This window comes from Agrobacterium sp. 22-210-1 (assembly GCF_053522525.1).
The window spans coordinates 232,687-246,235 of the sequence record NZ_JBNWCI010000005.1 but is presented as its reverse complement, the minus strand read 5'-3'; the positions used below and the strand labels follow the sequence as shown (position 1 = coordinate 246,235).

Genomic DNA, 13,549 nt, shown 5'->3' with positions numbered 1-13,549 from the left:
TATGATGCAGTTTCGCAGACGCCTGCCGTCGCTTACGGCGCTGATCATGCTTGAGGCGGTTTTGCGTCGGAGAAGCTTCACCGCTGCCGCCGGGGAACTTGGCGTTACCCAGGCGGCGGTCAGCAGACAGATCGCCCTGCTGGAGGAGGAGCTGGGCGTGCCGATGTTTATCCGTAAGCACCGGGCAATCGAGCCCACGGCTGCTTGTGAGGCTCTCGGAGCGTCACTGGCGCAAAGCTTCGTCAACATCGCTGAGACAATCGATGCCATCAAGGGATCGGCGAAAGACATCGTCACCATTGGAGCGACGGTTGCGTTCTCGTCCTTCTGGCTGCTCCCGCGCCTTGCCGATTTCCGCGCGCAGAACCCCGGAATTCAGATCCGGGTCGTTTCACAGGATACGCGCATCAATCTTGATGACGGGGATATCGACATAGCGATCCGGTACGGTGTTCCTCCGTTTAACGACGGAACGGTCATCGCATCGTGCGACGACATGCTTATGCTCGTATGTTCACCCGGTTACCTGGAGAAGCGCGGAAGGGGAGCCTTGGTCGCGTCGGATGATCTGATAGAAACGGATGTTGAGGACAGGTCATGGCTTTCATGGAGCCACTGGTTTTCCAACCTCGATGTCCGGTTCGAAATAAAGCCGACGCTGCGCTTCAATCATTACACCGAAACCATTTTTGCTGCACGCGAAGGGCAGGGCCTGGCGCTTGGCTGGGGGCTTCTTGTGAAGACTTTTCTGGACGACGGGACGCTGGTGCCCTTTGATGACACCCGAATGGCTTCCGGCGCTCGCTATAACGTGGTCCTGCCGATCAAATCGAGAAGGACAATGGCGATCGACCGCGCTGCGGCCTGGCTTACCGCAGCGCTGCATGGGTAAACGGGGCGGCACATCGCTCAGTAACTGACCGTCACAACGACCGTATCGCTGTAAACTCCCGGTGCCGGTGTATTCTGCGCCGGTACACGTCCATAGACGGTCAGTGTCTGCAGGCTACCGGTTCCGGTGCCGGTGGCGATTTGACCAGCCGCACTTCCCCAGACATTCGTGCGGTTGACGTCGCGATAGAGCCCGTAGGTTATTGATCCGCCCGCCAGCACCATCTGGCGCGAAGCCGGTGGGCTGTTACTCAGGCCGCCGTTGAGGGCGATGCTGTAATTCAGGTTGCTGGTACAGGTAAGAGCGATGGCCCCGGTCGCATCGACTGCGGTGTTGAGAACGCCGTGACTGCCGAAATTGATGTTTTGCGCCGAGACGATGCAGGTCGGCGATACCGCAGCCGTAACGTTGAATGGCACCTGTGTCGGGTTCTGGGTTACGTCGGAGCAGTTCGGGGCCAATAAAAGGAATGACGTATAGGTAAAACTGGTCTCGGCGCCGGCAAAGCTGGAGAGGTAGGGGCCGCGCGCGGCAGCGGCCTGACCGGCGGTGATCCTGCCATAAACGGTACGGCTCGTGCTGTTGAGGAGGAGGGGCAGCGCCATATCGATAGGCGGAGGTGATCCAAGTGCGGGCTGGGTGACCGATCCCCAGGGCGTTGTGCGTCCGGAGTTCTGATATAGCTGATAATTGAGGATGTTACTGCCTTGCAGCATCCGTCGGATACCGCCCGATTGCCCACCGCTACCGGCGTTGATGTTGGGGCAGATGCGGACGGAAAGCGCCAGTGACAAAGGGTTGGAGCAGGTGACCGACAATGTTGCGGTGGTATCCACGGCGCTGCCGCTTGTAAGGTTGACGAAGCCAAAACTCATGTCCGACATGCTGAAGCTGCAGCTTTGCGCCAGAACCGGTGTCCCGAACAGGAAAGCGGTGATGGCAAGGGCAGCGCGGGTCAGAATCTTCATTGAACGCTCCTGCATATGGCTTCAAGGGTGGCGCGTGTCTTGGCGGCAGGGGACACGGTAATCTGTGCTTCGCACTCTCCCTTCGTGGGTTGCGTGATGGCAAGCCGATGTGTTTCGCCGATATTATCAAGATAGGCCTGTCCGTCATAACCGACGATGAAGTCACGCTCACCGTCTATCTTGCCGGTCGACCCGGTTTCGATAAACTGGCCGCTTTCATCCTTCAGCGTTACCAGCGCCACCTGCCCCTCGGTTTCCACCTTGAAGCTGACGACTGCTCCGGCGCGCTCTGTCGGCGTGACGGTTTGTTTCGTTGTGTCGATGCGGGCATCGACGGGAAGATTGCTGGGGTCCAGCGTAATGTTGTTGACGTCATAGGACCGCAGGTTCGGAAGCAATATCTTTCCGCGTCGGTTCGTCTGGCCGATGGGGCGGTTCTCCAGCAGAATATCGACGCCGGGCGCGCCCGCATCCACGACGGCGAAGGCGTCATCGATCCGGTTTCCAATAAAGACATCGCCGCCGGCCAGCGCTATCGATCCGTCGATCTGGGCATAGGCCTGTGTCGTGCGGTTGAATTGATCGACGCCGGCCGACACACGTGCGACGCTGCCGCGATAACTGCCGGAGGCGGAGGCGATATCGTTGCCGCCCATCGAACCGCGCAGGCGCCAGCCATAACTTCCCTCCGCCTGTTCTTCGGATTTTCCGACTTCGGCCGTCAGAGAATATCCGTCCGCATCGGAGGACATGCCGGCCGAACCGGAGACGCCACCGCCGAACGACCAGGAGAGACCGGCATAGATGCCGTAGGAATTGCTGTCCTCTAGGTCCTTATAAGCGGTGACGAAGATATTGCCGTTTTCGCCAAAGGGCCGCGTGGCGGAAAGGCCAAGCAGCCGGGATTTTCTTTCATCGAAAGTTTCCAGCTGTGTGTAGGAGAAGTTAAGGCTCGTCTCATCGAAACCAAGTTGCGTAGAAACGGAAATCTGGTCGAGCGCGCGCGGCGGCCGCGCGCTGAGCAGGCCGGCTATCGTGCGGACTTTCGATGTATCAGCGGAAACGGATGCCATATCGTTATAGTCGCCGAATGTCCGTTGCGAGCGGGCGTTCAACCGTATTCCGAGCAATTCGGCTTCGACATTTGCGGAAAGCTGATAACCGCTTTCCGCATCAAAACGGCTCGATGCGCCCGAAATCGCCGCCAGCCCATGGGCTCCAAGCGTGAAGACGCCGCCGAAACCGATATTGTAGAAATCCTCACCGCCTTCCGCATGGCCCTCCAATGTCAACCCGTCCGACAATCCATAACGCACCGTTGCAGAGCCGAGAGGCCTGTCATCATAATCGAAAGACGAGGTGCCGTAATTGCGCCGGGCAAAGCCAAGCTCGGCCGAAAAATCGATGAGACCCTGCGCGAGCAAATCCGGCGAGGTATAAAAAGGCGTTTCGGACACGGTTTCGCGCCCCAGCGCATCCCGCACCACCAGCCTTGCATTGCCCGCACCGCTGATGACCGGCAGATTGGTGATGGAGAATGGCCCCTCGGGAACCTCTTGCGACAGGCGGCGGATATTGTTGACATAGACATCGACGGTGGAGGGCACCGCTGCGGAGCCTGCAAATTCAGGCATCGGCATGGTGACGATATCCGGCCGCAGATCGAAGTTTCGGCGGATCTGCACGCCGCCCAGCCGCGTTGGACGTGTCCAGCTCAACCCCCCGGTGATCAGGTCTCCGGCCCGGTATGTCGTCAGGCTGTCCTCATCGGAGTAGCTCCAGGTGGTGTCGAGGCGCTGGGTGTCGAATTGCGACAGGCGGGATGTGCTCAAGACCTGAGACGAAGACAGCACGCCGAGCGGGCCGAACACACGGCTTTCCAAAAGGGCGGAGACACCGTTGAAATCGGTAAGATCCGACCATTTGTTGCCACCGGACGAGCCGTAGATCGTGTAGTTCACCAGACCTCCAAAATCGCTTGTGGCCCTGTCCTGCACGTCCTCGTCTTCCTGCTCATCGCTCCTGCCGGATGCGTCGATGACCTTGCTTGCCCGTGCCGCCGTGGGCAGGGTGAAATGGACCGACTGCGCGCTTTCATCATAACGCGTCACCACATCCGGCAGTCTGGAGACATCGATCCAGCCATCATCGCCTACAGCGCTTTCAACCGGCGAAATCCCGATGTTCTTCAGCTGCTCCGGTTCGATAAGAAGCGACCCGGCGTCGTTTTGACGAAATGTGGCGATCAGTTCCGTTGAAACATCATTGATGTAGACTTCGAGCTGCAATGGCCCGGCTTCTTTTGCGGCAAAAGAAGTGGGCTGCGTTGCAGGGGGCAAATCCTGCGCCACGGATAAACTGCTCGATGAAAAGATCGTCAAACCTGCAATCGTCAAAACGGCAAGGTCAGCCGCCGTTGACGCGCGCCGTCGCATTGACGGGGCCGCCTTCGCTCTCAGCCGAAATCTTCAGTGTGCCACCAGCTTTTTTGCCGCCGGTTGCCGGAACAAGAAAGCTTGCACCGGATTTGCCGAGCACATAACCCACCAGACCCTGCTGCTGGGCAATCGCTTGCCCGTTGCCGCCCAGAACTTTCAGGTTGGCGATCCGTATCCGTTTCTGACCATTGTTGGAAACGGATACCCTGTAACCTTTGCCCTGCCGCGTTATCGACCAGACCGGCTCGGCATCGCCTGTGGAAGCGGGCGAAAAGAAAACAGGTATGGAGTGGCGAACGACCAGATTGACCGTGCCAGACTGGGGTCTTCCCCCAGAGGGCAATTCGTCCACAATGACGCGATAGCTCTCTTCCGCCCTGATGGGTGTTTTGGAAAGCCGGACGATACGAATAAGGTTCTCGGCGCCCGGTTTCAGCTGCGTCATCGGCGGGCTGGCGACGACGTCCTCTGCCGCAGTATAGACGTCTGAGCCATTTTGCTGGGTCCAGCGGAATATCCTGACCTGAACGTTGATGGGCGTTTTCGCATCATTCCATATGCGCAGGCTGGATGCCGCTGCCGGTGCCCTTAAATCCAGAATGACTGGTGAAACCCGCAGAGATGCGGCGTGTGAAGGTGAGACACTCAAACCGGCAATAAACGCAGCCGCTAAGGTAAAAAGACGCATGCGCGATCCTCCCTATGGCGATCAGTAATTGAGCGTGGCCGTCACCGTATCGGTATAGACGCCGACCGCGGGTGTCGTCTGGGCAGGTACGCGCCCATAGACCGTGAATGTTTGCGGCGCTCCGGTTCCCGTTCCTGTCTGGCGATCCGTCCCCACGGTATTGCCCCAAACCGTGGTATGTGCCGCAGTCGTATAGAGCGAGTATGCAATGGTGGCACCCGCCGGGGAGGTCATCAGACGGTTGGCGACGGTGGCGCCTGAACCGGCGCCGGCGCTCAGGCCAAGGCTGAAGGGTGTGCTGGAGGTGCATTGAACGACGACCTGACTGGTCGCGTCAATATTGCTGCTGATGACGCCATTGGTGCCGAAGTTCAGATTGCCGGCCGAGTTGATCTGGCATGCCGCCTGAATGGTGATTTGTACCGTGAAGTTTGAAGTGGCGACCTGCGCCATGCCTGATGACGGCGCAAGGGCGAACGCCGCAAGTGATAATAGGTAGCCTGATGTTGCGAACTTCATGCTCTCTCCCCAAGCGGCTGTGCTGCTGATTTCCTCGGTCACAACGCAGGATCACCCCAATAGCGGGTAATTAGAATAATCTAATACTCGCTTCGATTTGGTTAACAAATCCTTAACGGCGGATCCTAGAAAACTACAGGATGAGATACAGTATAAAGTGCAACCGTAAATTCCATGGAATTCGCGGATGCGAAAATAGATAAACTCGCAGAAAATGTTATATAATCAGTAGCTTGTCCATTTCCTCGCAGCGAGGTTCGATGTGATGGTGCACATTTGGATGAAGACGCAGGATCGTGACCCCTTGGCCGATGCCCATATAGGGAGCTCTTATTCCTGACTTTCGAGTCGATAGCGGCTTCCGGGGTATAATAGCCGTACCGATGTTACCGCACGGCTGGAAGACCACGTTCGCCGCCGAACCTGCAGGCAGGGTTCGTGCCGGCCGATCGCCAGCAATTTGCACTCCCATGGTTGGGGCGCTGCGGCTTCTATGAACTGTTCGGTCCGGGAAATCGGCGCCAACGCCGTCAAATAGGCATTCGGGGTCATGGAGCTGAAATCCTGCCGCAGATAGTCTGGAGCGACTGCGGCATTCACGAAACGATCTTCCAGCTGGATCGGAACGTCGTCTTCGTGATGAACGATGATCGAATGGAAGATTTTCGCACCAACGTCGATCTCCAGCGCCGAGGCAAGATCGGGACCACATACTTCGGTCTGCGCCAGGATCAGGCTGGCCTGGTGGGAAGAGCCCCTTTCCTTGATCTCGTCGGCGATGTTTCGCACACCCATCATGCCGGCGCTTCTTTTTTTCGATGCGACGAATGAACCGCGTCCCTGAACGCGCACGATAACACCTTCGGTCGCAAGCTCCCGCAGGGCACGATTTGCCGTCATTCGGCTGACGCCCAGCATCTCCACCATTTCGTTTTCGGAAGGGACCCGGTGGTGGAGGGGCCATTCGCCGCTCGCGATCTTTGCCTTGATTTGCGTTTTCACACGCTCATAGAGCGGCAGAGACGGATACTCGCTGGATGTTGCGAGGTCGCTTTCGATCACGGACGGCATTTAAACTCCCTGAAAATCGGCAGATTGCCTAAAATATAACCAGCATTTCGGACACATGCAAAATATCATCTTTGCACTTGCTTGTCTCCTAAAACCATGCAAAGTTACATATACAACTTGTAAAGCGTCGATGGGGAGTTGAAAAGTCGATCTTTTGCGGGCGCATTTTTCTCGTAAGTGGCTGAGGTGAGGATGTTTGCATGCCGACCCGCTCCGAAAGGAAAATGCAGGCAGGCTCGCCGATATTGGGAGAAAGGGCTGTGAATTCGTGGCTGTGAACCGTTTGCGGCTCTGATGCCTTGCAGGCGAACACATAGGTTTCGGCGCAAGAAGGCTGGATTGGCAGCGTTCAGGATTCGGACGATGTCGGTTTTTCAGTTGCTCTTCCAGTGCCTTTCCGGCTTGCCGCCATTCTCTAGCATTAAAGCTGTTTCAGCAAAGTTGTATAGTGAACTTAAGGGGAGTTACTTTCGTTGTGGCATAAAACTCCGATGCTGCGGGCAGGGAATAGGTGTGTTGTTCGGACCTGCTCCAAACCGTCCCGCTGACCCGGCGAAAGGTCGATATTCCTTCATCATATTTTCAGGGAGATCCTGCGCCGGCACCGCATGAATTTGTGCCGACAACATGCCAACCATCAATCAAAAAGGGGAATAAGATGTTGAATGCTAAATTTAAACTCGCGCTTGCCGCCACGGCCCTGTTTGCGGCGCTGCCCTTGGGCTCGGCCCATGCAGCCAGCTATTGCGGCGAGGGAAAGACTGTCACTTTTGCCGGCATCGATTGGGAAAGCGGCGCCTTCGTTACCGAAGTCATGAAGGCCATTCTGTCGAAGGGATATGATTGCAAGGTGGATTCCATTCCCGGCAATTCGGTGACGCTGGAACAGGCCACAGCCAATAACGACGTTCAGATTTTCGCCGAGGAATGGATCGGCCGGTCCGACGTCTGGAACAAGGCCGCTGCCGCAGGACAGGTTACCTCGGTCGGCAAGACCTTCGTCGGTGCCTCCGAAGGCTGGTTCGTTCCTGAATACCTGGTCAAGGGCGACGCGACAAAGGGCATAGAGGCAAAGGCCCCCGACCTGAAAAGTGTCGAGCAGCTTTCCGATCCGAAGATCGCTGCCCTTTTTCAGGATCCCGAAGAGCCGTCCAAGGGACGTTTTCTCAATTGCCCTTCGGGCTGGACCTGTGAGGGTGTCAATACCGCCAAGCTCCAGGCTTACAAGCTCGACTCGACCTACGTGAACTTCCGCCCGGGTACGGGCACGGCGCTGGATGCGGGGATCAGCGCCGCCTATCTTCAGGGCGAGCCGCTGCTGTTCTACTACTGGAGCCCGACCGCAATCATGGGCAAGTACAAGCTCGTGCAGCTTTCCGAGCCGGCCTACACCGAAGCCTGCTGGAAGGACCTGACAAGCGCCGATGGCAAGCGGGAGGCGGGATGCGCTTTCCCGGCGGTTGAGGTTGCTTATGGCGTCAACAGCGACTTCGCCAAGGCTGCGCCGGATATCATCGAAATCTTCGGCAAGGCGACCTTCCCGCTTGAGGAGGTCAATTCCAGCCTCGCTTATATGGTTGACGAAAAGGCCGATGCCGTGGCCGCAGCGACGCGCTTCCTGAAGACCAAGGGCGATATCTGGGGCGCATGGGTGTCGCCGGAGGCCAAGACCCGTATCGAAGCCGCGATCAAGTAGCAATCACGGGGCCGCATGCTGGATTGGCATGCGGCTTTTCTTTTCCCGTCAGAGCCGTGACCGTCGGGGACGGAAGACGGCAAGTGCGAGGACGCCACCCGATGTTTCCTGAGTCTCTTCATATTTCCATTCGTGGCCCGATCAACGACTTCGTCCAGTCGCTGGTCGTCAATTACGGCTTCGTCTTCAAGGCAATTTCGCAAACCATTCTGCAGGTCATCCTGTTCATGGAATGGATATTGCGCGGCCTGCCATGGTGGCTGGTCCTGCTTGCCTTTCTGGCGCTCGCATGGTTTGCCGCGCGCAAGATTTCGCTTGTTCTCATGGTCGGGGTCATGCTGCTCATCGTCGGCGCTCTCGGCTTGTGGGACCTGACAATGCAGACGCTGGCGCTGATGCTCATCGCCAGCCTGATTTCCATCATCATCGGTGTCCCGGTCGGCATCTGGCTCGCCAAGAGCCAGATCATGCGGCGTATCACGCTGCCTGTCCTCGACGTCATGCAGACGATGCCGAGTTTCGTTTATCTGATCCCGGCAATCATGCTTTTCGGCCTTGGCAAGGTGCCGGCGGTACTCGCGACCATCATCTATGCCGTACCACCGCTGATCCGCCTGACAGATCTGGGCATCCGCCAGGTGGATCGCGAAGTGGTGGAGGCGGCAACCGCTTTCGGCAGCAGCCCGTCGCAGATACTGTTCGGGGTTGAACTGCCGCTGGCCACACCCACAATCATGGCTGGCCTGAACCAGACGATCATGATGGCTCTTTCCATGGTGGTGGTCGCCTCGATGATCGGTGCACGTGGTCTGGGCGAACAGGTCCTGAACGGTATTCAGACACTGGATGTCGGAAAGGGCCTCGAGGCGGGTCTGGGCATCGTCATTCTCGCCATCGTCCTCGACCGTATTACGCAGGGCTTCGGCCAATCCAGCCGGAAGGAGCGCGGCGATGACTGATATCGCAATCCGTAATGTTTCCAAGATTTTCGGCGGCAACTGGAAAGCCGCGCTCGCCATGACGAAGGACGGCGCCGACAAGGCTGAAATATTGGCCAAGACAGGTTGCAGCGTCGGTCTCGACGATGTCAGCCTCGACATTGCCGGCAGCCGCATCTTTGTCATCATGGGCCTGTCCGGCTCCGGAAAATCGACGCTTGTGCGCCATATCAACCGCCTGATCGAACCGACGAGCGGTGAAATTCTGGTTGGCGGCAGCAATGTGCTTGATCTGAGGGCCAAGGATCTGCGCGACTTCCGCAATCGCCGCGTCAGCATGGTGTTTCAGAATTTCGGCCTCATGCCACACCGCACGGTTATGCAGAATGTCGTTTATGGCCAGCGTGTACGCGGCCTTTCAAAGGCGGAAGCAAATCCGATCGGCATGCAATGGATCGAGACCGTCGGGCTCGCCGGCTATGAAAACAAGATGCCCCACCAGCTTTCCGGCGGCATGAAGCAGCGTGTCGGCCTTGCGCGGGCTCTCGCTGCCGATACCGACGTTATCCTGATGGATGAGGCATTCTCCGCTCTCGATCCGCTGATCCGCGCCGATATGCAGGATCAGCTTCTGCAGCTGGAGAAGAACCTCTCAAAAACCATCGTCTTCATCACGCATGATCTTGATGAGGCGTTGCGGATCGGTGCGCAGATCGCGATTTTGAAGGACGGGAAACTGGTGCAGGTCGGAACGCCGGACGATATTCTCAATCGCCCTGCCAATGATTATGTCGCCCGCTTCGTGCAGCGTCGCACGGGTGCGGCGGTCGCCCACCATGATTGAGACCGTCATCATCGATCAGGGCATCTCATGGCGGGATGTCGCCATGGTGGCAAAAGGTGCACGACTGCGGCTTGCCGATGCCGCGTGGAAGCGTATCGCCGCGGCGCGTGACATTGTCGAGGCGCTGGTGTCGAAAGGCGTGCGCGGCTACGGCATCAATACCGGTGTCGGTGCCCTGTGCGACGTGATCGTGGACAGGGATCGACAACAGGCCCTGTCGCGAAACATCCTGCTCAGCCATTCCTGCGGGGTTGGAGAACCGCTGGGGCGGGAGCAGACACGTGCCATCATGGCCGCGCAGATCGTCAATTTTGCCCATGGTTTTTCCGGCATCCGCGTGGAAACCGTTGAGGCGTTGCTGGCCCTTTTGAATGCGGATGTTTTACCCGTCATTCCCTCACGCGGTTCGGTCGGGTATCTCACCCATGCCGCGGCGATCGGGCTGGTATTGATCGGCGAAGGCGAGGCGCTGCGTGATGGCGAAAGGCTGTCCGGAGGGCAGGCGCTGGCAGCTGTCGGTCTCTTGCCACTTGTGCCTCTGGCCAAGGAGGGGCTGAGTCTCGTCAACGGAACGCCCTGCGCCACCGGACTTGCCTGTCTGGCGCTGTCACAAATGGAAAATCTGCTGGACTGGGCGGATGCGGCCGCAGCGATGAGTTATGAAAATCTGGGCGCGCAGTCCGATCCATTCTCGGCAGCGCCGCTTGCTCTGCGCACATCCCCGGGGCTTCAGACCGTTGGAAATAATCTCCGCCATCTGTTGGCGGATAGTCCCCTCTTGGCGCGCTCGGCGGGATCGCGCACGCAGGATCCGCTCAGCCTTCGCGCCGTTCCGCAAATCCACGGCGCCATTCGCGACAGCGTCATGCAGATCGGCGAAGTGGTGAATCGCGAACTGGCAAGTGTTACGGACAATCCGGTCGTTACCGGTTCGCCAGATATGCCGCAGGTGCATTCACAGGCCCATGCGGTTGGCGCGGCATTGGGGCTTGCCATGGATGGTCTGGCCGTAGCCGCTGCAGAACTGGCAAGCGTTGCGGAGCGCCGGATCGACCGCCTTGTCAATCCGCTGGTCAGCGGCCTGCCAGCTTTTCTGGCGGAAGGCAGCGGTGTCTGCTCCGGTTTCATGATCATTCAGTATACGGCCGCGGCGCTGGTTGCCGAAAACCGGCGGCTGGCTGCGCCCGCCAGTCTGGATGGTGGCATTACCTCTGCCTTGCAGGAGGATATTCTCACTCACGCCACGCCGGCTGCCGACAAGGCACTTTCCATCATCGCCAATCTCGAAACCATTCTTTCGATCGAGATCATGTGTGCGGCGCAGGCCTATGACATGCAGTCTGGAGAAGCCGGCATGGCACCCGGCACCCACGCCCTCTACCGGCGTATTCGCGCAGACGTTCCCTTTTACCGCGATGACCGGCCGCTCAATTCTCTGCTTGCCATGGTGGAGAAGCTGTTGCGCAACACGAGCGCCGGGATTGGGCACTTGTCATAAATCAGGGATGCGCCGCCGGTGATGAATTTATGCACCGGCGTCATATTTAATCCAGCATCACCATATGTGCGGGCAGTTGGTCCTCGAAAAACTTCGAGAAAGTCGCGATGCGGGGCGGGAGCTTCTGGTAGGGCGGATAATAAAGCGTCAGCCAGAGTTCCGGCGGCGACCAGCCGCGCAGAACATGTATCAGCCGGCCGCTGCGGATATGGTCGGCGATATGAAACCCCGGCAACATGGCCACCCCGGCACCATCCGCCGCCAAATCTGCCAGAACCTCGCCATTATTAGCGCTGAATCTGCGACCGGCCGAAATCGTGATGCTTGATCCGCCATCCGAAAGGACCCAGTTTTCCCGCCGGCTTTCACCGCTATAGGCAAGGCAATCGTCGGGCGTCAGCTCGCCCGGATGTTCCATTTGCGTGAACCGGCTGCCCGGTGCCGCCACCAATATTCTCGGCACGGCCCTGATCTTGCGCCAGATGGTGAATTTGTCTGATGGGGCTGACGAAATGCGGATCGCGAGATCGTAGTCGTCATCGACGATGTTGACCAAGCCGTCGGACAGCGAAATCTCGAAGCACATTTTCGGGTACAGTTCCCGGAAACCCGAGAGGATCGGTGGCAGTACGGTTTTCCCGAGCCATGTCGGCGCGCTGATCCTCAGTCTTCCCTGATCGGCCTTGTGAGCATTCCTGACGTCGCGCCGGGCATTTTCGAGCGCTTCTATTGCCGGCTGAATCTGCGCGGCAAAAACGGCTCCGTCGGTCGTCAGCGATACCTGACGGGTCGTGCGGACAAACAATTGCACGCCGAGATCACATTCAAGCGCGGCAATGGCGCGGGTGACGGCTGCTGCCGTCATGCCCAGTTCACGGGCCACCTGCGCGAAGTTGCGCTTTTCGGCCGCCATCAGAAAGGTTTTGAGAGCTTTGTGGTCGTTCATCTCTATTATTTCAAAAATCGCAATTCAGTCACAAGAAATATTGCAATTCCTCGATGCAATCAAGCGACGTATATCTTTGTCATCGAAACGGACACACAAACGAAGAGAGGCGCCGACGATGATCAAGGATATCAAGGGCCTGCACCACGTTACCTCCATGGCGTCGGATGCGCTGCAGAACAACAGTTTTTTCACCGAAACGCTCGGCCTGCGCCGGGTGAAGAAGACGGTCAACTTTGATGAGCCCAGCGTCTATCACCTTTATTACGGTGATGAAACGGGATCGCCCGGCACGGTCATGACCTATTTTCCCTTCGCCCAGATGATGGCCGGTCGTCCCGGTGTCGGCGAAGTGGGCGAGACCCAGTTCTCCATTCCCAAGGGTGCGCTCGGCTTCTGGAAAGATCGTCTCATTGCCAAAGGCGCTACCGGAATTGAGGCCGACACGGTCTTCGGCGACAATCGCCTGCGCTTCACCGGTCCAGATGGCGACGGTCTCGCGCTGATCGAAACGGGCGATGATGCACGTGCTGGCTGGCTGGCCGAGGGCATAACCGAAGATAATGCCATACGCGGTTTCACCGGTGCGCGTTTCAATCTTCACGATACGGCTGCAACCGAGGAGCTTCTGCGTTTCATGGGTTATGAGCGGGCCGACGTTGAAGGAAACGTCACACGTTTCGTTATTCCCGGTGGCAATGGAGCGGATACGATCGATCTTGCGGCGTTGCCGAAGACACCCTTTGCCCGCCCGGGAGCCGGTTCGGTGCACCACATCGCCTTTGCGGTTGAAAACCGTGAAAAGCAGCTCGAAGTGCGCAAGGCGCTGATGGATACCGGCTATCAGGTGACCCCCGTCATCGACCGCGATTACTTCTGGGCGATCTATTTCCGCACCCCGGGCGGGATCCTGTTCGAGATCGCTACCAATGAACCCGGTTTCGACCGGGACGAGGATACAGCCCATCTTGGTGAGGCGCTCAAGCTGCCAAACCGGTATGAGCCGTTCCGCAACAAGATCGAGGCGAGCCTGGTTCCGCTCGCTGCTTAA

The 13,549-nt window shown here is 58.1% G+C and carries 12 protein-coding genes; 6 read left to right on the top strand and 6 right to left on the bottom strand.

Annotated elements, in window-relative coordinates; translation table 11 throughout:
• Window positions 1–4 precede the first annotated feature (4 nt).
• Window positions 5–892, top strand: a complete 888-nt coding sequence (locus ACQZ5F_RS25000) for a LysR substrate-binding domain-containing protein (RefSeq protein WP_225337974.1) — start codon at window positions 5–7, stop codon at window positions 890–892.
• A gap of 17 nt (window positions 893–909) precedes the next feature.
• On the opposite strand, the gene ACQZ5F_RS24995 is transcribed toward ACQZ5F_RS25000, so the two are convergent.
• The 5 genes from ACQZ5F_RS24995 to hutC all read right to left on the bottom strand — a co-directional run bounded on the left by ACQZ5F_RS24995 (window position 910) and on the right by hutC (window position 6,576).
• Complete coding sequence (locus ACQZ5F_RS24995; protein ID WP_225337975.1) at window positions 910–1,860, bottom strand: Csu type fimbrial protein; 951 nt, start codon at window positions 1,858–1,860, stop codon at window positions 910–912.
• Window positions 1,857–4,295, bottom strand: coding sequence for a fimbria/pilus outer membrane usher protein (locus ACQZ5F_RS24990; RefSeq protein WP_448731115.1), 2,439 nt, complete (start codon window positions 4,293–4,295; stop codon window positions 1,857–1,859). The genes ACQZ5F_RS24995 and ACQZ5F_RS24990 overlap by 4 nt, the downstream gene beginning before the upstream one ends.
• Window positions 4,267–4,986: a fimbrial biogenesis chaperone gene (locus ACQZ5F_RS24985; RefSeq protein ID WP_052820885.1), complete on the bottom strand. Its 720-nt coding sequence runs from the start codon at window positions 4,984–4,986 to the stop codon at window positions 4,267–4,269. The genes ACQZ5F_RS24990 and ACQZ5F_RS24985 overlap by 29 nt, the downstream gene beginning before the upstream one ends.
• A 21-nt stretch (window positions 4,987–5,007) precedes the next feature.
• Window positions 5,008–5,505: a Csu type fimbrial protein gene (locus tag ACQZ5F_RS24980; RefSeq protein WP_225337977.1), complete on the bottom strand. Its 498-nt coding sequence runs from the start codon at window positions 5,503–5,505 to the stop codon at window positions 5,008–5,010.
• 330 nt (window positions 5,506–5,835) lie between these two features.
• The gene (gene hutC, locus ACQZ5F_RS24975) at window positions 5,836–6,576 is read right to left on the bottom strand and encodes a histidine utilization repressor (RefSeq protein ID WP_046801966.1); all 741 of its coding nucleotides are present in this window, start codon (window positions 6,574–6,576) and stop codon (window positions 5,836–5,838) included.
• A 658-nt stretch (window positions 6,577–7,234) separates the two neighbouring features.
• On the opposite strand from hutC, the gene ACQZ5F_RS24970 reads away from it, so the two are divergent.
• The 4 genes from ACQZ5F_RS24970 to ACQZ5F_RS24955 all read left to right on the top strand — a co-directional run bounded on the left by ACQZ5F_RS24970 (window position 7,235) and on the right by ACQZ5F_RS24955 (window position 11,552).
• Entirely contained in the window at window positions 7,235–8,272 is a 1,038-nt protein-coding gene (locus ACQZ5F_RS24970) for an ABC transporter substrate-binding protein (protein WP_448731116.1), read from the top strand.
• Between the two features lie 101 nt (window positions 8,273–8,373).
• Window positions 8,374–9,231, top strand: a complete 858-nt coding sequence (locus tag ACQZ5F_RS24965) for an ABC transporter permease (RefSeq protein WP_046801968.1) — start codon at window positions 8,374–8,376, stop codon at window positions 9,229–9,231.
• On the top strand, window positions 9,224–10,054 hold the full coding sequence (locus ACQZ5F_RS24960) for a quaternary amine ABC transporter ATP-binding protein (RefSeq protein WP_052760272.1): 831 nt from the start codon (window positions 9,224–9,226) through the stop codon (window positions 10,052–10,054). Before ACQZ5F_RS24965 ends, ACQZ5F_RS24960 begins: the two co-directional genes overlap by 8 nt.
• Complete coding sequence (locus tag ACQZ5F_RS24955) at window positions 10,047–11,552, top strand: HAL/PAL/TAL family ammonia-lyase (protein ID WP_225337979.1); 1,506 nt, start codon at window positions 10,047–10,049, stop codon at window positions 11,550–11,552. The genes ACQZ5F_RS24960 and ACQZ5F_RS24955 overlap by 8 nt, the downstream gene beginning before the upstream one ends.
• Window positions 11,553–11,598: 46 nt before the next feature.
• On the opposite strand, the gene ACQZ5F_RS24950 is transcribed toward ACQZ5F_RS24955, so the two are convergent.
• On the bottom strand, window positions 11,599–12,498 hold the full coding sequence (locus ACQZ5F_RS24950) for a LysR family transcriptional regulator (RefSeq protein ID WP_046801970.1): 900 nt from the start codon (window positions 12,496–12,498) through the stop codon (window positions 11,599–11,601).
• 118 nt (window positions 12,499–12,616) lie between these two features.
• Here ACQZ5F_RS24950 and ACQZ5F_RS24945 point away from each other — a divergent pair, with 118 nt between their 5' ends.
• Window positions 12,617–13,549 (top strand): VOC family protein, encoded by a 933-nt coding sequence (locus tag ACQZ5F_RS24945; RefSeq protein ID WP_052820889.1) that lies wholly within the window; start codon window positions 12,617–12,619, stop codon window positions 13,547–13,549.